The following is a 20,343-nucleotide window of genomic DNA, read 5'->3' as shown; positions in this document are numbered from 1 at the left end:
TGGCAGCGCGGCACAACGGCAGGCGTTCACGCGGGCAGGGACCATGGCGACCGAGGCAACCATCGCGGCAGGCTCAGGCACCCGGACACGAATCCGGGTGGATGGCAAGTTTTTCCGCGCCGGAGAGGAGAAGTTCTACCTCAAGGGCGTGACTTATGGGCCGTTTGCGCCGGGACCCGACGGCAGCCATTTCCCCAGCCAGGTGCAGGCGGCGCGGGACTTTGAGCTGATCCGGACCCTGGGGGCCAACACCCTCCGCGTGTACCATCCGCCGCCGCGCTGGCTGGCGGATCTGGCGCAGGAGTTCGGGCTGCGCCTGCTGGTGGACATTCCCTGGAGCCATCATCTCTGTTTCCTGGATTCGCCCCAGCGCCTGCAGGAGGCCCGCGATGCCGTGCGCCAGACGGTGGCCGGCCTGGCGGGGCATCCGGCCATTCTGGCCTACAGTGTGGCCAATGAAATCCCGCCGGACATTGTGCGCTGGCTGGGGCAGCGGCGGGTGGCGGCGTTTTTGGAGGAGCTGGTGGACGTGGCCAAGGCGGCCGATCCCGGCTGCCTGTGCACCTTCACCAATTTCCCGCCCACGGAGTACCTGCGGCCGCGCAACCTGGATTTCCTTTGTTTCAATGTCTATCTGCATCAGCGCCGGGCGTTGGACAATTACCTGGCGCGGCTGCAGATGATGGCCGATCAAAAGCCGCTGGTGCTGGGCGAGTTTGGCGTGGACTCGCTGCGGGAAGGCGAGGAGCAAAAATGCGAAATGCTCACCTGGCAGATTGAAACAGCCTTCCGCAACGGCCTGGCCGGCGCGGTGGTGTTCAGTTTCACCGATGACTGGTGGCGGGCCGGGCAGCCGGTGGAGGATTGGGCGATGGGGTTGACCACCCGCGACCGCCAGCCCAAGCCTTCGTTTGCCGCGGTGCAGGCGGCCTTTCGCCAGGCGCCGTATTACCCCCTGCCGCAAACCCCCAAGGTCTCCGTGGTCGTGGCCAGTTACAACGGGGCGCGCACCCTCAAGGCCTGTCTGGATTCGCTCCAAACGCTGCACTATCCCAACTACGAAGTCATCCTGGTGGACGACGGCTCCACCGACACCACGCCCCATTTGGCGGCGCAATATCCCTCGGTGCTTTACATCCGGCAGAGCAATCAGGGCCTCAGCGCCGCCCGCAACACCGGCATTGCCGCCGCCACGGGGGAAATCGTGGCGTTCACCGACTCGGACTGCCGGGCGGATGAAGACTGGCTATATTATCTGGTGGGCGATTTGTTGCGCGGCCAGTACGCCGGCATCGGCGGCCACAACTTCCTGCCGCCGGAGGACTCGCTGGTGGCGGCGGCGGTCATGGTGTCGCCGGGCGGGCCGGCGCACGTGATGTTGACGGACCGGATTGCCGAGCATATCCCGGGCTGCAACATGGCCTTCTGGAAATGGGCGCTGGACGCGGTGGGGTGGTTTGATCCGGTGTTTCGCAAGGCGGGCGATGATGTGGACATCTGCTGGCGCCTGCAGCAGCAGGGGCTGTGGATCGGCTTCAGCCCGGCGGGCTTTGTGTGGCATTACCGGCGCTCCACCGTGGAGGCCTACTTGCGCCAGCAACAGGGTTACGGCGAGGCCGAGGCGCTGCTCATCCGCAAGCATCCGGAGTACTTCAACGCCCTGGGCGGAAGCCTCTGGGCCGGCCGCATCTACACGGCGGCCAAGCTGGGCGTGCTGGCCAAGCGCGAAATCGTGTATCACGGCATCTTTGGCACCGGCCAGTTTCAAACGCTGTACACGCCCCGGCCGGCGTTCACCCTGATGCTCATGACCAGTTTCGAGTACCACCTGGTGGTGACGCTGCCGCTGCTGCTGCTCTCAGTGCCTTTTGGTTTCCTGCTGCCCGTCGCCGCCACTTCCCTGCTGGCCACGCTGGGCATCTGCGTGGCCGCGGCGTGGCAGGCGGAGCTGCCGCCCAACCGGCAGGTGTGGTGGAGCCGCCCGCTGGTGGCCCTGTTGTATCTGCTGCAGCCGCTGGTGCGGGGCTGGGCGCGCTACCGGCAGCGGCTCACCTACCGTCCCACCCCCGTCAACGCCCTGGAAAAACTCGATTCCATGGCCTTGCGCGACAGCGGCGAGCCGCTGGATCTGGCGGCCTACTGGGCCGAGCGCTGGGTGGACCGCGTGGAGTTCCTCAAAGGCATTTTGCGCCGCCTGGAGGACGAAGGCTGGCAGCACAAGCCCGACAACGGCTGGAGCGAGTATGACGTGGAAATTTACGGCAGCCGCTGGAGCCGCGTCCAGCTCACCACCGTGGCCGAGCTGTTCCCCGGCGGGCGGCAACTCTTCCGCTGCCGCCTGCGCAGCATGTGGTCCCTGCCGGCGCGGGTGGCCTTTGGGGCGGCGGCCGCCTTTGAGATTCTGGTCATTGGATTCACCCGCCCCTATTTCCCCTGGATCTGGCTGTTGTTGCTCACCCTGCCCGCGCTGGGCTGGTTTTTTGCCCAGGAGCAGCGCAACCTCCAATGTCTGGTCCATGCCTTTTTGGATGAAGTGGCCCGGCAGTTTGGCATGATCAAGTTAAAGGCCACCACCGGCCAGCCGCTCCATCCGCCGGCCGCGCCCGCCGCCCCCGCCAACTCCCCTCCGGCCCCATGAAACAATACCTGGATTTGCTCCGACTGGTCCTGGAAAAGGGCAAATTCCGCCCCGACCGCACAGGTGTGGGCACCTACGCCGTGTTCGGCGCGCAGGCCCGCTTTGATTTGCGCGAGGGTTTTCCCCTGCTGACCACCAAAAAGCTCCACATCAAATCCATCATCTACGAGCTGCTGTGGTTTCTGCGGGGCGACACCAATGTGCGCTGGCTGCAGGAGCGGGGCGTGACGATCTGGGATGAATGGGCCGCGCCCGATGGCAGCCTGGGGCGTATTTACGGCGCCCAGTGGTGCGACTGGCGCCGCCCCGACGGCACCTCGGTGAATCAAATTGACCAGGTCATTGAAGAAATCCGCACCCGCCCCCACAGCCGCCGCCTCATCGTCTCGGCCTGGAATCCCGGCGAGCTGGACCAGATGGCCCTGCCGCCCTGCCACGCCCTGTTTCAATTCTTTGTGATGGACGGCGAACTAAGCTGCCAGATGTACCAGCGCAGCGCCGATCTCTTTCTGGGGGTGCCCTTTAACATCGCCTCCTACTCCCTCCTGACGCTCATGGTGGCGCAGGTCACCGGCCTGAAGCCGGGCGAGTTCATCCACACCTTCGGCGATCTGCACCTTTACGCCAATCACCTGGAGCAGGCCAAACTGCAGCTCACCCGCGAGCCCCGGCCCCTGCCGCGCATGCGCCTGAATCCCGCAGTCAAAAACATCCACGACTTCAAATACGAGGATTTCACCCTGGAGGGCTACGATCCGCATCCGCCCATCAAGGCGCCGATTGCCGTCTAAGGCGCCTTTACGGGAGGGGCGTGGCGCGAAACACCACGCGATACACCCGATGCGGATCAGCCTGCCGCGGGTTGGGGATTAAAATAAAATCATCCGCGATCTCCGGCTGCAAATCCGCGCCCTCCTCCACGCGCACATCCCGCACCCGCACCGGCAGAAACGCCACAATCGGCCGCCCGCCGCGCTGCGAGCCGTTGGTGTTGACGGGCGCAAACGAGCGCTCGCCGCGGTTCAACTTGAGCGTCAGCGTCCACCGGTCCTTCTTCACCTCCAGCGTCTGCTCGTAGGCCCGCGGCCCCTCCGCCATGCGCGCCACCCAGGCCGGGTCCCCGTAAAACGCCACCACGTCCCGGTCAAAAAACAACCCCCGCGCATCATTGGCGCTCAGCCCGGCCGCCTTGGCCTGCTCGGTCACCACCACGGGCGGGCTGTTGCTCCCGGCGGTGTCGGGGTCGAAGCGCTCGGTGCCGGGGAAATAGGTTTTCAAGCGGTGAATCAGCGCGTGCTGGTTGGCAAAAAAGGCCTCCGTGAACGTGTAACGCCCGGGCTGCTCCACAAAATAATCCAGACAGCCCCAGCCGGCATAGCCGTACCAGGTGGGCACGGTGTACCCGATCATTTGCATCACCCCGGCGCTGTTCATCCACGCCAGCGCCATGGCCTCGCGCGAATCAATATGCCCCATCAGACAGTTCCCAATCGGCAGATACACTTTGGGATTGGGTGAGTGGATGGGATGCTTTTGTTTCCGGGTATCCTCGCCGTACAACTGCCCCTGGGCGCACTTGAAAAAGCCGTTCTGATACCGGAAGCCGATCATCCAATCCCGCTCGGTGGCGTGGCCGGAGGTGACAAACAAATCAGGCTGGTACTCGTTGAGGCTTTTCACCAGCGCCTCGGTGGTGTCATCCGGCCCCTGCAACACCCGCACGGGGCCGCCCTTGTCCTTGCGCACATGCTTGTTCTTCACCAGCTCGTCGTACCAGAAACCTTCCTCGCATTGCTCCAGGGCAATCTCCGTGCCCGAGGCCACCTTGCGCACCGTCAGCGGCTTGCGATATTGGGCAATGCGGAGCGCGTTGGTGGCATCATAGCCCGTCAATATGCCCCAGAAGCCATCGGTGTAGGGATCCTCGTCCAACTGCCGCATCATCCGATGCACCTGCCCCACCAGCTTGCGCGTGGCCTCCTCCGGCCGCGCCACAAAACAGACATACCGCGAGTAGGGGCCGGCCCGCAATTTGAGCAGCGCCTCCGTCACCTCCCGTTCATAGGTGACGACACTGGCCTGGTGTTTGGCCTTGAGCGCCTCCACCACTTTTTTCCAGCCGGCGTCAGCCTGGGTGGATTGGGAAACCACGATGGTGTAGTGGGCCTTGGGGGTCGCGGGCCAGGCCGGGTGGGCCAGCAGGGCCAGGACCAGCGCCACCCCAATGCGGCAGGTAAGTGAAGATTTCATGCCCCTTAGACTAGCCCCGCCGCAACCATAATCAACCTCGGAATGCCCCCCGGCCTGCCGGCAGCAGGCTTTCCGGCGCCCTCCAGCCCCGCCGGCGGCAGTCAAATGTTCGCGTAAAGTCACCAAACTGTAACCTATCTGCCAACTCCCGCCGCCAAACTGCCTGCTGCGATGGCGGCAAAAGGGCATTTGTTGCTCCATCAGGCGGTGGTCGCTCCGGCCGACGAGTGGAATCATCCCCCGGCGCCCTGGGTGGTGCTGCGTTTGGAGCAAGGGCTGGCCTACTGGATCTCCCCCGCAGCTCCACTGGAACTGGCGCAGGGGGATGCCCTGGTGGTGAGCAACCGCACACCCGGGGTGCTCCGGGCCAGCCAAATCAATGAAGTGACCGTGGTCTATTACACGGTCAACCCCGATTTATTGGGCGGCTTGCTGACCCTCGCCGAGCGCCATCTGATTCAAGCCCGCCAAAACCAGGCGGCGGGGCTGCCGCTGCATCTGCCGGCCCGCCACAGCCTGGCGGTGGAATTGGGGCGCATCTGCGATACCGCCGCCAGCGTCACCCCGCTGGTTCAGCGTTGCCGCCTGCTGCACCTCTTTGCCGCCGCCTTGCAGCCGCATCTGGGCCCCCTGCCCGCCCTTGCCGCCAATGGCCAGGCGGAAAAACGCTTCCATGAGCTTATGGCCAGCCTCTCCGAACCGGAGCTGCTGCGTTACACCCCACGCGAGCTGGCCGCGCGTTGTGGCTGCAGCCCCCGCCATTTTGCCCGCCTCTTTCATGCGCATTTTGGCTGCTCGGTGCGGGAGAAACTGACCGAGCTGCGCCTCCGCAAAGCCCGGGAATTGCTGCTCCTCAGCCAGTCCACGGTGGCGGGAGTGGCGGTGGCCACGGGCTTCCGGCATCTGGGCCTTTTCAACGCCGTCTTCAAAAAGCACTTTGGCGAAACGCCCCGCCGCTGGCGCGAACAACACCGCCAGCAGGAGGGCGCTGTGTAAGCCCCCGCACCCGGCCCCTGTCCAGGCTCACGGCGCGCCCCCCCACCCCCTTTGACTTGGGGCGGGGTTTGGGGGTACTGTATAGCAGCGTACATCCATGACCGCTCCCTTTCACCAGGCCGAACCGGCCTTGCCGGACGAGCAGGAGCAAACCCTGGGCGGGCGGCTGGACCGCCTGACGGCCCCCGGCCGCCTGTATCTGAAGGAGGGGGACGTGGTGCGCTGCCTCGCCTGCGGCCATCGCTGCCGCATCCCCGCCGGACGCCGCGGCATTTGCAAGGTGCGCTTCAACCGGGGGGGCGAGCTGCGGGTGCCCTTTGGTTATGTGGCCGGCGTGGCGTGTGATCCCATTGAAAAAAAACCGTTCTTCCACGTCCTGCCCGGGGCTGATGCCCTCACCTTCGGCATGTTGGGCTGTGATCTCCACTGCAGCTACTGCCAAAACTGGCTCACCAGCCAGGCCCTGCGCGATCCGGCCGCCGGCGCGCCGGTGCAGGAGGTGACGCCCGCGCAGCTCGTCCACGCCGCCCGCCGCGAAGGCGCCCAGGTGGTGGTGTCCAGTTACAACGAGCCGCTCATCACCGCCGAATGGGCCGCCGCGGTGTTTGCCGCCGCCCGCCAGGCCGGCCTGCTCTGCGCCTTTGTCTCCAACGGCAACGCCACGCCGGAGGTGCTGGATTTCCTGCAACCCCATCTGGCGGCCTATAAGGTGGACCTCAAAGGCTTCAATGACCGCGCCTATCGCTCGCTGGGCTGCCCCTTGAAAAGTGTCCTCACGACACTTGAACAGTTGTGCCAGCGCGGCCTGTGGCTCGAGGTGGTCACGCTCCTGGTGCCGGGCTTCAATGATTCACCGCAGGAACTGCGCGAGCTGACGCGCTTCCTGGCCGGCCTCAGCCGCGACATCCCCTGGCATGTCACCGCCTTCCACCCCGATTACAAGATGACGGACCGACGCCGCACCGCCGCGGCGGATTTGCTCCGCGCCGCGGAAATCGGCGCCGAGGCCGGCCTGCGCTACGTGTACGCCGGCAACCTGCCCGGCCGCACCGGCGAATGGGAAAACACCCGCTGCCCGCATTGCAAGGCCACCGTCATCGCCCGCTGCGGCTTCACCGTCCTCGCCAACCGCCTCACCGCCGAGGGCGCCTGTCCCGAATGCCAGACCCGCCTCCCCGGCCTGTGGCGCGCCAACGGCGGGGCCGCCGCCCCTCAGCCCGGGGGCTGGCGCGTGCCACGCCCCATCCACCTGTCCGGCTCATGAAAAATCACCCCGCTTTCGACCCCCACGCCGTGCGCGAGCCCGCGGTGGCCGGCATGTTTTATCCCGCCCAACCCCGGGCCTTGGCCCAGGAGGTGCAACAACATGTGGACGCCGGCCTCGGCGACCCGACCCCGCCCCCCAAAGCCATCATCGCGCCCCATGCCGGCTACCTCTACTCCGGCCCCATCGCCGGCTCCGCCTTCAAACCCTGGCGCCCCCTGCGTGGCCAGGTCCAGCGCGTCATCCTCATCGGCCCTTCCCATCACTGTTACTTCCAGGGCCTCGCCCTCAGCCCCCACGGCCAATGGGACACCCCGGCCGGCCGTTTCATCGTGGACGCCGAAGCCATCGAGCAACTGGCCCGCCTGCCCGGCGTCCATTTCTCCGCCGACGCCCATCGCGAGGAACACGCCCTGGAAGTTGAACTGGCCTTTGTCCACGCCACCCTCGGCCCCGTGAAAATCGTGCCCATCCTCACCGGGGAAGTGGACGATGACACCGTGGCCGAAGCGCTGGCCACCGTCTGGGGCGGGCCTGAAACCCGCCTTGTCGTCAGCAGCGACCTCAGCCACTACTACGATTACCGCACCGCCCAAAAACTCGACCGCGCCACCGCCGAGGCCATCGAAGACCTGGCCCCCGGCCAGATTCATCCCACCCAGGCCTGCGGCCGCCTGGCCATTCAAGGGCTGCTCCAGGTGGCGGACGACCAACACCTCCACCCCCTCACCCTCGACCTGCGCAACTCCGGCGACACCGCCGGCCGCAAAGACCGCGTGGTCGGCTACGGCGCCTTTGCCTTCTGCCCCCCGCCTCCCCCTGATGCACCCCGCCCCTGACGCCTCGCCCAACGACCGGGAGCCACTCCCGCCCGCGCCGGAAAACTGCGGCCCCCCTTCCGTGCGCCTGCCCACACTCACCCCGGCCGAGCAACGCCTGCTGCTCACCGTGGCCAAGGCCTCCATCGAATCCGGCCTTCGGCACGGCCGCCCCCTCGCCGTCGAACCCCGCGCCTATCCCCCGCCCTTGCGCGAACCGTGGGCCGTCTTTGTCACCTTGCACCATGAAAACCATCTGCGCGGCTGCATCGGCACCCTCGAACCCTCCCATCCCCTGGTCGCCGCCACCGCCCGCTTTGCCTGGCATGCCGCCTTTCACGACACCCGCTTTGCCCCGCTCGAAGAAAAAGAACTGCCCGGCCTCCACCTCCACCTCTCCATCCTCAGCCCCCCCGTGCCGTTGCCCTGCCAGGCCGAAGCCGAACTGCTCGCCCAGCTCGAACCGGGCGTGGACGGCCTCCTCATCGAAGACGGCTTTGCCCATGCCACCTTCCTCCCCTCCGTTTGGGAAACCCTCCCTGACAAACACGACTTCCTCCGCCAGCTCAAACGCAAAGCCGGCCTGAGCCCCGACCACTGGAGCAACACCTTCCGCGCCAGCCGCTACCGCGCCCTCAGCTTCGGCGCCGACGCCGCCGGGCTGGACACCCGCACCCTCCCCACCGCCCCCGCCTGAGCCTGCCCTCCCGGCCACGCCCCGCGCCGGATTCCGGCAGCCGCCGCCCTGCCCCCGCTTCCCGCTCCCCAAAACATCCCCCCTGAATAAACCCTTGTCAACCCCCGCCACTTGCCTTATACATAACCCTTGACCACGCGGGTGTGGTTCAATGGTAGAACGCGGGCTTCCCAAGCCTGAGACGAGGGTTCGATTCCCTTCACCCGCTCCAATTCCTTCTTCTTCATTTCCAATAACTTACGCGAGTTTCAATGCGGGTGATAAAAGCCTGCTGACAACTTGCTGACAAATCCCGGCCAGATTGCCGGGCAAGACAGCCGGAAGACCGCCGCGAAATCGGTTCTGTCCGGCATGGAAAATACAAACGTCAGCAACGAAGAAAAGTTTACAAAACTAGAGATCACGCCGAAGCCCTCGGTCAGGGTTTACCACACCCCGAACTCTGGGCGCGACTACTACACCGTCAGCTACTATGACGAGGAAGGACGACGCCAGCGCCCGATGTTCCCCGACCGGCAAACAGCAGAAGCCGAAGCCGAGAAGCTGGCCAAGAAGTTCGAGAAACGCGAGCTGCCCGGCCTGATGGTGAATGGTCGGGAGCGCCTGATCTATGAACGGGCCTTGGAGGCGGCGCGGCCCACTGGCCTCGATCTCGACATCCTCGTCATGGACGCGGTAACAGCCCGCACGACATTGAAAGGCGTTTCCCTGGCAGAAGCCGCAAGGTCTTATGTTGAGCATTCGGCCAACGTGATCTCCAAGCTCGTGGCGGAGGTTGTCGAGGAACTGGTCAATGACCGCATTAAGAATGGTCGTTCCGCCCCTTACATCCGGGACTTACGGAATCGACTGGGAAATTCGCCGAGGCTTTCAAATGTCCGATAGCCTCCTTGAGAACCAGAGACATCGAAGCCTACCTCGACGCCACTGGCGCACACGGCCACTACCGGAAGAACATCCGGGACGCCATTGGCACTCTATTCAACTTCGCCCGAAAGCGCGGCTATGTCCCCAAAGACCATGATGGCGTGGCAGCCATCAGCAAACCAAACTTGATCCCGCGAGAAGTCCGGGTCTTCACGCCGGAGGAGTTTGAGAAGCTGCTGACCTCCGTGCCAGCGCGACTGGTTCCGCTGTTGGCAATCGGTGGGTTCACGGCCATCCGCACCGCCGAGATCGAGCGCCTCGACTGGAGCCGCATCAACCTTTGGGAGGGCTACATTGAAATCCTCGCACGCACGGCCAAGAAGAAAGTGCGGCGGTTGCCTCCCATCTCCCCGAACCTGAAGCAGTGGTTGAAGCCGTTCCAAAAAGAAACCGGTCCAGTCTCCCCATTCGCACGCTTGGGAAACCAGTGGAACAAATTCGCGGATCGCGTCGGTGTCGAATGGTCCAAGAATGTGCTTGGGGACAGCGGCATCAGCTACCGCGTCGCCTACACCGGCGACATAAATCTCGTTGCTCTGGAAAGTGGGAACTCCGTGGACATCATCAAGAGCAACTACCTGAAATGCGTGACCAAGGCGATGGCGAAGAAGTGGTTCGCCATCCGCCCTCCGAAAAACTGGAATCCGATCATCGAGGAGCAACCGGAGGAGGCAATCAACAGCTAAGTGCCCAAGTGGACGACTACACCGGACTCCAACCCCGCCCCTGGCGTGGTTTTTCATTCCCAGGATCGGTGCTTTAGCAAGCAACGCAAACTTGTTTACGAAAAACTTGTTTAGAAAAAGAAGGTGACGCCATTCCCAAACGTCCCACGGCAATCTCGTTCGTTCTTACATGTCTGAGCACGTTCAGAACGGCAACGATAAGCTGGATTGGTGAAAAGATGATGTGGCGAGCTTCTGTGGTGTCGGGACGCGGACGGTGGAGAACTGGATGCTGCGCGAGGGATTGCCGGACTACAAGATCGGCAATGTCGTGCGCTTCAAGCCACAGGATGTAATAGACTTTCTGGAGGGCAAACGCCGCGTCGTGAGAGGTTGAGCCTCACGGGACGATCCCCCTGAGATCGACCATGACGCCCATCAGAGCAATGGCGTGCAACTTCGCAACGACCACCACCACATGCCGCTCCCTTCGGCGCTGACCGGGCAGGAGGGATGCAGCTCCACCGCCGAACTCGACGAGGCATGGCACTCCCTAGGCACCCGTTGCCGTTCCCCGGTGTAGGCCAGATCGTCCGCGCTGTATTTCAGGCACTCCGGCCCACGGCGGCACATCTCGCAGCCACGGACGCGGGCGCGTTGGACTCCCTATCCGCCGTGGTGCGTGGGCGAAATTGTTTACAAAACTCTCATTCGAGGAGGTCTTTCCGCGTGCATCTCCCTCTGTCATGCACGGTCGATGTGCCGTGCCGGGTCACACCGGGTCGCAACTCGTCGGCATTTGCGGAGCCTCACCCTTGACCAACTCGCAACCGACGCCAGCCCGCCCTTGAGCCTGTTCGTGGCCCGGAGGCAGTGAGGCACAATTCGGTGCTCATCCCCTGACATCCAGGCCCTCGCGCCGGTCGGGACGCGCCGGGCGCACCAGGAACTTCGACGTTGAGTGGTTCAGTCAAACGCTTTGATCCGGGTTGCGGTTTGGCAGCCACACCCCTGTCGCGCACGACAGGTTTTGTTTACAAAAACTTCCCGCCGTCACAGCCGCAGTATCGCTCGCCGTGCCGTTCTTCTCCGTAGTTAGTGAGGCTCATGGGCATCGTGTCCGTGGGCCTGACGGAGAGAAGAAACATGCGTGCGGATCATCAGTTTTCGCGCTTCGGTGCGTGCCACAAGCTCAGGCATGGGCGATGGGGAGCACGCACCCCTTTCTCCGGCACCGCCGAAGCGCGGCCAATCCCCGGCAGGTTCCAAATGTCCCAGACCTCCCTGGGACGGGAACCCCGCCTCGATAATAGAGTAAGGAAGGGTATCAGTGCGTGCATCCCCCTCTCACCGACCTATGCGACCTGAACCGCTGTGACCTCGACGAAATGCGTCAGCACCGGCACCTGTTCCCCCGTCCGCTCAAGTCATGGGCGGAGGTAACGGAGAGCAGGATCGAGCGTTACCCTCAGCGATTCGACAGGGCAGACCAGCACTACGCGGAGAACGCGAACATCCTGCTGTTGTCACCGTTTTCGGGGAAAGGGTCATACTTCTTCTGGTGCGGGTTTGCACGGCATCGGTGCCGGTATTGGCGTGTGTGTCCGTATTGCGCCCATATCACCCGAATGGACATCCTGGGGAAGTTCCTGCCAGCGTTCTTCCGGCACCGGTGGTGGTTCGAGACGATCAGTTTCCACGGTCACCACCAGCTCGGCGACGGGGTTTCCGATGTCCTGTCCCACTACTGGCAGGCGTGCCGCCACGCCCTCAGACAGATGGTCGAAATGGGTGTCTTCGATGCGGTTATCTATTTGGAGGAGTTCGAGGTAATTTCATACTTTCCCGCCCCGCAGGCCCAAGCACACGCTCACGCCGTGGTTGTCGCTGACAACTTTAACCAAGGACACATCCAGGAGATCATCGGACTCGTGCGGCAGAGCCTCATAGACCAGCGTCAGCAGGCGTGGCAGGCCCTTGGGCCGGACAGCATGGCGGAGAGACCACTCCTGGAACCATCCACGCGCACGTTCGGCATCAAAACCGAGGCCGACTTCGCTCGCATCTTGGACTACCAGACGAAGCCCATCGACTTCTCAAAGCGGTATTTCACCGAGTGGGACAAGTTCTGCAAAGACGACCGTGAGCAGGTTGCAGGGCTGTTCAACGGGTGTGTGGATCAGCTCATCGCTGGGTATCGGGTTTTTACCCACAAGCGATTCCAACACGACTATTTCGGTAGTGCCCACCACGCCCGGAAGGACTTTATCGGGGTGCCCAAAAAGGAGCGCCAAACCGAGCGCCATCGGCGTATGATCCTGAACAAGCTGGAGGAGTTCCTGGACGAGCGATTGTTCACGGTCATCGGCGAAGACCTCGGCAGCCCCTTGGAGCTAGAGTCTGGAGATGGTGAGCGCCACAGCAACGACGTATCTTCCGGGCGCATATTGCCGTGTTGAGCCGGAACAGGAGCTACCACCAGTCCGACCATAATCAAGAGCGCCCTTCCTTTGCGCGTAATTGCCCCTGGACGAGCCGAACGCAGCAGACGGAGGCTGAGTCCCACCTGAATGCCTGCGATTGACCAGGGCGCCGCTATGGCCCCGCTGCTCTCTGGTAGAAAAACCCACCGGCGTATTCGAGAACAGAACCCTTGACGCGCTTCGCGGACACGGTGAACCGAGGCACGCAGCGTTACGGCTCATGTCAAGTTCATCGGCATGGACTTGCGGTGGTGGCAGCGTATCGGTGCGTAGTCGCGTTCCCAAACGCCCTCCCGGCGCGAGGACGTGGACAACGATCAGACTCGCGGCTCCGGCAGATCGGCGGGATCGAGAAGCGGTGCTGGGGTTTGTGGCTGCTCTCTTTTGGGTTCGATCTGAACGAAGTTCCTGGAGACGCGCCGTAGTGCTTTGTTCCGAATCATCCGGCCAATCCTCCGAAACGCGGCGAGCTTGGCCCGCTCGCGGTCGCGTCTGCTTAGAGCGGGCGTCCACGCTCCAACCCGATTGACGACATCAACTATTCTGGTCGGATAGTCGCCCTCAAAGTTCAAAATTTCAAGTATCAGCTCCCGCAGTTCGTCATCGGCAGGCGGCTGCGGGACACGTTCAACATTGAACCCGCCGTGATCTCCCTGGCGCTGAGCGCCACAGGCAACGGCGGCGGGGTGAATGGCTGTGTCCGCCTGACATACGCAACTGTTGGTTCAATGAGGATCTTAGATGTCGCGGCCAACAACCGGGCCACGATCTACCTACGCGCCCGGCAAGGCGATGTCCGAGCTGGGCTTGCGGAGGAAACCCAGCACCCGGCCAGCCGCAGCCAAAACCTCCCACTGTGCCGCTCGCTGCGGGTTCAATTTGGTGGCCATCATCGCCTCGGCGACGGATACGGTTTGGGGCGAGAAAGAGACCGGTTCGCCAGTTCGTTTACGGATGGTCACGGTCTTCGGCCCCAGCAGCCGACTCAGGGCGGGGTCGCGGTCAAGTGCCCTTTGGACAGGGTTCAGCTCCGTGACGGTTGGTGTCGTTCGTCTTCTTCGCCAGATCATAGTTTCGGTCCACATAGAACCAAAATTGTAAACGCGGTGTCGGTTTCGCGGAGCACTGCCCTTTCCATCGACACCCACCGCCCTCGCGTTCGCCTGCGGTTAAGCCGTTCAGCGCGAGCAGAAAAACCTCCGATCCGTGATTGACCATGCCTTCTGGAATCGCTATAAATCGTCGGCGGATGCGCTTGCCGCCGATACATTGTAACAGATGAAGGCGATGACCAAAACCGAAGCAGCTTTGAAGCTCGTAGAGCAGATCGGGGTCGTGCGGCCCAAAGACCTCGCTGGGCACGGGATTGCCCCGGTTTACCTGCGCCGCCTTCTCGATCAAGGTCGGCTCGTCCAGTCGGCACGGGGTGTTTACCGGCTCCCCAATCGCAAACCCAGCGTTCACCACGACCTGGCCACGGTTTCCAAGTTGATCCCGAACGGCATCATCTGCCTGATCTCGGCGCTGAATTTTCATGGGTTGCTGCCCGAAGCGCCCGACCTCGTCTGGGTAGCAGTTGACAGGAAAGCCCGGCGACCGACCATCGAAGGTCTGCCGCTTCGTGTAGTCCGATTCCCGGATGTTTCACTCAAAACAGGTTTGGATCGGCATGTGATCGAGGGCGTCAGCGTTCCGATCACCAACCCCGTCAAAACGGTCGTCGATTGCGTTAAGTATCGCAGCAAGATCGGCCTGGACGTGGCCCTGGATGCGCTGCGCGAATGCTTGCGGCGGCGGAAATGCCCAGTCGATGACATTCTGAAATACGCCAAAGTGTGCCGAGTCGAGAGCGTCATCCGGCGCTACCTGGAGGCCCTTGCATGACCGAGTTGCCCATCGGAAAACAAATCAGCCTGCCGGGTCACTTCGATGTTCCGGTGATCCTGGAGGCGGCGCGTCCTCTGGGCAAAGGATTCGAGTGCCGCGTGCGGCTACCTGATGGTTCCCTGGACGAGGCCGTCATCACCGCCGAGGAAGCCGCTGCGCTGGCCGGGGCAGCCGCGCCGGTCGAGGCCAAGGCGGCGACCGTCAATGCCGAGCAGTTGCGCCTGCTGGTCGAATCCGCCCGCATCCGGCTCGCCTACGCCCACGACAAACATTTCGCCGTCAGCCTGTCCGGCATCCGCACGCTACCGCACCAGATCGAAGCTGTTTACATTAAAATGCTGCCGCAGCCCCGGCTGCGGTTCCTGCTCGCAGATGATCCCGGCGCGGGCAAGACGATCATGGCCGGGCTGCTCATCAAGGAGATGAAGCTCCGGGAGGCCATTGAGCGCATCCTCATCCTGTGTCCGTCGCCGCTGACCATCCAGTGGCAGGACGAAATGCTCCGGTGGTTCGGTGAGTCGTTCGACATCATCTTCTCCGCCGTTGACCAGCAGCAGCTCACCAATCCGTGGCAACGGTCGTCGCAGGTGGTCGCCTCGCTGGACTACGCCAAACAAGACGAAGTTCGGGAGCGGGTCTGGCAGCAGCACTGGGATTTGGTCATCATTGATGAGGCGCACAAGTGCTCGGCCTACACGAAGCGGTCGTCCTCGCGGGGTGACGAAGCCGAAAAAACCAAACGCTACCAGCTCGCGGAGAAGCTGACCGCCGAGGCCGACCACGTTGTGCTCCTGACCGCCACGCCGCACCACGGCGACGATGATCGCTTCGCCCACTTCGTCCGGCTGCTTGATCCCGATCTGTTCCCGGAACCCCACCGGCTTGCGGACAAGGCCGGTGAAATCCGCCGCGACATCCTTCGACTGGGGCCGGACTGCCCGTGGGCATTGCGGCGGTTAAAAGAAGACCTGAAAGACCTCGACGGCCGCCGCCTGTTCCCCGACCGCCACGCGCACACGATTACGTTCCGGTTGAACCGCGACGAATACGACCTCTACAAAGCGGTTACCGCCTACATCAACGACTTCCTGCCCCAAGCCACGGGCAAGAAGAAGCAGAGCGTGGCGCTCGCCCGGACAGTGCTCCAACGGCGGCTGGCCAGCTCGACGATGGCGATCTACGAGTCCATCCGCCGCCGCCTCCAGAAGCAGCAGGAGTTACTCGAAGAACTCGAAAACCTGCCCCCGGCTCAACGCGCCAAGCGCCTGGCCCAGCTCCAGGGGCGTTTGACAGACGCCGAGCAGGACGAAGACGACCTGGACGATGCCGAGCGCGATCTCCTCGTGGACGAGTTTACATCCGCCGTGGAACTCGACCAGCTACGGAGCGAGATCGCCGCCCTACAGGAACTCCTGTCCCGTGCCCGGCGCGTGAAAGAGCTGGCGGCGGACTCCAAGCTGACCGCCCTCCACGAGTGCCTGAAACGAGCGGAGTTCGGCGAGCTGGCCGATGGCCGGGGCAAGCTGCTGATCTTCACCGAGCACCGGGACACACTGAACCACCTGTGCGAGCATTTGAAAAAGTGGGGCTACACCACCTGTGAAATCCACGGCGGCATGAACCCCCACGAGCGTAAACGCGCCCAGGAAGACTTCCGCACGTCGCGCCAGGTCTGCGTCGCAACCGAGGCCGCTGGCGAAGGCATCAACTTGCAGTTCTGCCGGCTGATGGTGAACTACGACCTGCCCTGGAATCCGACGCGGTTGGAGCAGCGCCTGGGCCGCATCCATCGCATCGGCCAGGAGCGCGATGTCCACGCTTTCAACTTCGTGGCCTCGGAGTCCGAGGAAGGCCAGCCGGTGATCGAGGGTCGCATTCTGCAACGCCTGCTGGAGAAAATGGAGCAGATGCGAGCAGTGCTGGCCGACCGCATCTTCGATGTGGTAGGCGAAGTTCTGTCGCTCAATGATGTCAACCTGCCGGAAATCCTGCGCGAAGCGGCTCACGATCCGCGCCGACTGGAGGAATACCTGGACCAGATCGAGAAGGTCGATCCGCAGAAACTGCTCCAATACGAGAAGGCCACGGGCATCGCCCTGGCTCGCGCCAACGTGGATTTCTCCGGCTTCCAGAAGGCCAACGTCGAGGCCGAGGAGCGCCGGTTGATGCCGCGCTACGTCGAGGATCAATTCGTGAAGTCCTGCAAGGAAGTCGGCCTCAAAATCGAGCCACGGGCTGATGGCCTCTGGCGGATCGAGCACGTCCTGGCCGATCTCCGCTCCGACCGCCTGGCAGCCGTTCGACGGTTGGGGAAGCCCGATACCACCTACCGGAAGATCACGTTCCACAAGGATCATCTCGACCTCGACCAGCATGTGGATGCCGTCCTGCTCGGCCCCGGCCATCCGCTCTACGCGGTCGTGGACGAAAAACTAAACGAAAAGCTGGCTGGCCTTGCAGGCGGGACCGCGGTCTATGTGGACGCCACGGCCCCGGTGCCCTACTGCCTGCACTTTTTCGAGATCACGGTTCGCGGCCAGAACACCAAGGGCGACAGTCTCAATCTTTACGGCGAAGTCGTGGCCGTCCGGGAGGACTTCACGGGTGAAGCAGCCGACCGGTTCGCAGTTGTGCCTGCCGACTGCCTTCTCGACCTGCCAGCCCACCCTAAACCCCCTGTGACCGTCACGCCCGTGGATCCCGGCGCGGCGATGGATTTCATCAAGAGCACCTATCAGAGCGAGCGCCGCCAGCTCTGTCAGGAGGAGCGCCTCCATTTTGTCCAGGTCTGCCGGGACTACCTGCAAAAGTCCTTCGATGCCCGCATCCGTGCCGCCCAGGATCGAGTGATGACTCTACGCCAGCGGGAGCAGTTGGGATCAACGGAGGTCGCCATCGCCCGGCAACGCGCCGAGAACGACCTGGCCGACTTGAAGCGCACCCGCCAGGAGCGCATGGCCGGTCTGGAACGGCTGGCCATTGCTCGCACCGGCCCCGTGCGCCACATCGCAACCGCCCTGGTGGTTCCCGCGACCGAGACGGGGGCACCGGCAGATTTCACGGACGAACTGGAGCCGGAGCTGAACCGCAAAAGTGAGCTGGCTGCTGAGGACGTGGTGGTCGCCTTCGAGCAATCACGCGGCTGGGAATGCGAGCGGGTCGGGCACCTGAAGATCGGCTTTGACATCCGCAGCCACGGTCCCGCCGATCCGCAGACCGGCTACCGTGATCCGGTCAAGGGCATCCGCAGGATCGAGGTCAAGGGACGCCGGAAGGGCGCGACGATCCGCCTCACGGTCAACGAGTGGTATCGGGCGTTGCAGCTCGGCGATAGCTACTGGCTCTACGTGGTCTGGAACCCGCTGAACAATCCCGACCCGACCCCGCTCTGCATCCAGAACCCGGCGAAACATCTCGACCACGCGAAAAAGGAGGTCGTGGCGGCGCGGTATTTCGACATCCCCGCCGACGCCATCGAGCAAGCGGCAAAGAAATGCAACTGACCGACCACCTATGCCCATAACCCCAGCACAAAGACAAGCGGCAGACCAAAAGCAGTGGACGGCGGCTCAGGACACGGCCCCGCAGGTGCGGTTGGTTGCGGGGCCGGGCACGGGGAAGACAGGCACCATCGAAAAGCGAGTTGCGAACCTCTTGAACCACGGCGTCGCCCCCGAAACTGTTTTTGTGATCTCCTTCACAAGAGCGACCTGTGCCGAACTCAGACTGCGGATCGTGAAGTTTTGCTCGACCCAGCCCTGCGCGGCTCTGGCGGAGAAAGTGAGGGTGTCCACGATGCATTCCCTGGCTCTGTCAATCCTTCGGCGGGCCAACCTACTCAACAGCTACCCCGGCAATCCCATGCTGTTGGACGAATGGGAACAGAGAATCGTTTACGATCAGGAGTTGGCATTTGTGCTCGGTTGTTCGCCAAGCAGGGCTGGCGAAATCCGGCTGGCCCATGACGCGCAATGGCAAACACTCAATCCGCAGTCTATTGCGCAGGCAAAGATCACTCCTGCGGAAATCCAAGGCTTCATCAGCTTCCACGCTTCGCGGACGAATCTCTATAGCTGCGTGCTCCCAGGTGAAGTCATTTTCAAATGCGTGGATGCGCTTAGGCAAGGCTCACTCCAAGTGACCTCGTTGCCCACGATCAGCCATTTGATCGTTGACGAATACCAAGACCTGAACTCCTGCGACCAGGAGTTCATCCGGCTACTTTGCCAGGGGCAAACAGTCCTTTTCATCGCTGGTGATGACGACCAGAGCATTTACTCCTTCCGCCACGCCAACCCCGATGGGATCGTGACGTTCGATAGCACGTATCCAAACTCCAAGACCCATGTGCTCACGGATTGTTTTCGCTGCACCCCTGCGATTCTCTCTGCGGCGGATCGGCTCATTCAGCGCAACCCGGCCAGAATCGCAAAAACGATGGTGCCCCTCTACGCGAACGCTTCACCACCTGTGCAAGGTCGTGTTCACGTGTGGCAACTCCCGTCACCCCAGCAGGAGGCGCAGTTCATCGCGCTGAGCTGCCGCGAGCTCATCAATGCGGGTATGGCGAACCGCGAGGATGAAATCCTGGTGCTGATCTGCAACCGCAAGCTCCAACTCGACCTCATCACCAAGGCGCTCAGGGACAACAAAGTGCCCTTTGAACCTCCCAAGGCGCTGAGCTTTGTTGACGAACACGAGGCTATCAGAGCCGTCTATTCCGTCCTCCGAATCCTCCGTGACCAAAAGTCCGGGGAGGAGGACTACCCCGCCTACCGCGACCTGCTGGGTCTATTGTCGGGGGTTGGCCAGAAGACCGCGAAGGACATCGGCGATGCGTGCATCACCAATAATCAAAACTTCCGCGAAATGTTCTATCTGGCCGCGCCTCCAGCTTGGCTTGCGAGCCGTGGGGCAACTGCCGTCAATCGTGTTATCCAGGTGTGCTCAGCCATCAGTGGGTGGGCAATGGACGATTCGGTCTCGGCCCACGCCAAGGACATCGAGGCGATCCTGGCAGCCCAGGTATTCAGCTCTGGAGCAAAAGCCACAACGCATGTGGGGGTGTGGACAACCCTGGCAGGAGGTCTTCCGGGTGACATGACGCTCGATGAACTGTGTCTGTTTCTCGGAGCCGGTAACGAATCAGAGCAGGAAGCCATCTTGAAGGCGGTTGCCGAGCGCGTGGCAGGCAGTAGTCCGACTCCCACTCCAACGCCCACGCCAAAGAAAGTCCGCATTCTAACGATGCACGGTGCGAAGGGGCTGAGCGGGAGCGTGGTCTTTATTCCAGCCGCTGAGCAAGGAATCATTCCAAATTTCAAGGCCCTTAAAGCCACCGGGCTGCTGATCGAGCAGCGTCGGCTCTTTTACGTGTCGGCAACGCGCACGAAGGCGTGCTGCATCATCACGCACAACGGCACCCGGACGGGATTTCAGGCTCAGGCCGTCGCCAATAAGCCCGTTCTCAGGTTGGGCCGCTCTCAATTCTTAAATGAAATGTCTGTGCCAACGGTTAAGAGGTCTGGCCCCCTCACGGCCTCCGAGGCTCAGTCAATCGTAGCCGAGATCAATAATCTATGACCGACGACAAACGACTAATTGAGGACTACCTGCCCATCGAGGCCATCAGCGAGGAAGCCTCGCGGGAAAAATCTGTCCGCAAGGGGCACATCTCCACGCTCCACCTCTGGTGGGCGCGGCGACCCCTGGTTGCGT

Annotated in this window: 15 protein-coding genes and 1 tRNA gene; 14 read left to right on the top strand and 2 right to left on the bottom strand. The window is 62.8% G+C overall.

Going from position 1 to position 20,343, the window contains the following annotated elements:
- Positions 1-43 precede the first annotated feature (43 nt).
- Both N3J91_00080 and N3J91_00075 read left to right on the top strand, forming a co-directional pair.
- On the top strand, positions 44-2,638 hold the full coding sequence (locus N3J91_00080; GenBank protein MCX8154843.1) for a glycosyltransferase: 2,595 nt from the start codon (positions 44-46) through the stop codon (positions 2,636-2,638).
- Entirely contained in the window at positions 2,635-3,429 is a 795-nt protein-coding gene (locus N3J91_00075; GenBank protein MCX8154842.1) for a thymidylate synthase, read from the top strand. Before N3J91_00080 ends, N3J91_00075 begins: the two co-directional genes overlap by 4 nt.
- 7 nt (positions 3,430-3,436) lie before the next feature.
- Here the strand turns inward: N3J91_00075 and N3J91_00070 are convergent, their stop codons facing one another.
- On the bottom strand, positions 3,437-4,888 hold the full coding sequence (locus N3J91_00070) for a hypothetical protein (protein MCX8154841.1): 1,452 nt from the start codon (positions 4,886-4,888) through the stop codon (positions 3,437-3,439).
- A 171-nt stretch (positions 4,889-5,059) separates the two neighbouring features.
- On the opposite strand from N3J91_00070, the gene N3J91_00065 reads away from it, so the two are divergent.
- The 8 genes from N3J91_00065 to N3J91_00030 all read left to right on the top strand — a co-directional run bounded on the left by N3J91_00065 (position 5,060) and on the right by N3J91_00030 (position 12,714).
- The gene (locus N3J91_00065; GenBank protein MCX8154840.1) at positions 5,060-5,884 is read left to right on the top strand and encodes a helix-turn-helix transcriptional regulator; all 825 of its coding nucleotides are present in this window, start codon (positions 5,060-5,062) and stop codon (positions 5,882-5,884) included.
- A 97-nt stretch (positions 5,885-5,981) separates the two neighbouring features.
- Entirely contained in the window at positions 5,982-7,148 is a 1,167-nt protein-coding gene (gene amrS, locus N3J91_00060; protein MCX8154839.1) for an AmmeMemoRadiSam system radical SAM enzyme, read from the top strand.
- Complete coding sequence (amrB, locus tag N3J91_00055) at positions 7,145-7,987, top strand: AmmeMemoRadiSam system protein B (GenBank protein MCX8154838.1); 843 nt, start codon at positions 7,145-7,147, stop codon at positions 7,985-7,987. Before amrS ends, amrB begins: the two co-directional genes overlap by 4 nt.
- 61 nt (positions 7,988-8,048) lie before the next feature.
- On the top strand, positions 8,049-8,663 hold the full coding sequence (gene amrA, locus N3J91_00050) for an AmmeMemoRadiSam system protein A (protein ID MCX8154837.1): 615 nt from the start codon (positions 8,049-8,051) through the stop codon (positions 8,661-8,663).
- A gap of 137 nt (positions 8,664-8,800) precedes the next feature.
- Positions 8,801-8,874 (top strand) — tRNA-Gly (locus N3J91_00045).
- Positions 8,875-8,942: 68 nt separating this feature from the next.
- A complete protein-coding gene (locus N3J91_00040) occupies positions 8,943-9,548 on the top strand; it encodes a hypothetical protein (protein ID MCX8154836.1) in 606 nt (201 codons plus the stop codon).
- A 5-nt stretch (positions 9,549-9,553) separates the two neighbouring features.
- A complete protein-coding gene (locus N3J91_00035) occupies positions 9,554-10,276 on the top strand; it encodes a hypothetical protein (protein MCX8154835.1) in 723 nt (240 codons plus the stop codon).
- A gap of 1,607 nt (positions 10,277-11,883) precedes the next feature.
- Complete coding sequence (locus N3J91_00030) at positions 11,884-12,714, top strand: hypothetical protein (protein ID MCX8154834.1); 831 nt, start codon at positions 11,884-11,886, stop codon at positions 12,712-12,714.
- Positions 12,715-13,511: 797 nt separating this feature from the next.
- Here the strand turns inward: N3J91_00030 and N3J91_00025 are convergent.
- On the bottom strand, positions 13,512-13,823 hold the full coding sequence (locus tag N3J91_00025; GenBank protein MCX8154833.1) for a hypothetical protein: 312 nt from the start codon (positions 13,821-13,823) through the stop codon (positions 13,512-13,514).
- Between the two features lie 193 nt (positions 13,824-14,016).
- On the opposite strand from N3J91_00025, the gene N3J91_00020 reads away from it, so the two are divergent.
- The 4 genes from N3J91_00020 to N3J91_00005 all read left to right on the top strand — a co-directional run.
- Entirely contained in the window at positions 14,017-14,622 is a 606-nt protein-coding gene (locus N3J91_00020) for a type IV toxin-antitoxin system AbiEi family antitoxin domain-containing protein (protein ID MCX8154832.1), read from the top strand.
- Positions 14,619-18,128 carry a helicase-related protein gene (locus N3J91_00015; GenBank protein MCX8154831.1) on the top strand — a complete coding sequence of 1,170 codons (3,510 nt, stop codon included), beginning with the start codon at positions 14,619-14,621 and terminating at the stop codon, positions 18,126-18,128. Before N3J91_00020 ends, N3J91_00015 begins: the two co-directional genes overlap by 4 nt.
- 10 nt (positions 18,129-18,138) lie before the next feature.
- Positions 18,139-20,208, top strand: a complete 2,070-nt coding sequence (locus tag N3J91_00010) for an ATP-dependent helicase (protein MCX8154830.1) — start codon at positions 18,139-18,141, stop codon at positions 20,206-20,208.
- Positions 20,205-20,343, top strand: a 139-nt coding sequence (locus N3J91_00005) for a DUF1156 domain-containing protein (GenBank protein MCX8154829.1), incomplete at its 3' end; no start/stop codon positions are given. The genes N3J91_00010 and N3J91_00005, both read left to right, overlap by 4 nt.

The sequence above is a fragment of the Verrucomicrobiia bacterium genome, assembly GCA_026414565.1.
GTDB lineage: Bacteria > Verrucomicrobiota > Verrucomicrobiia > Limisphaerales > Fontisphaeraceae > Fontisphaera.
Note: the sequence above shows the minus strand (reverse complement) of the source record. Positions and strands in the feature narration are given on the sequence as shown.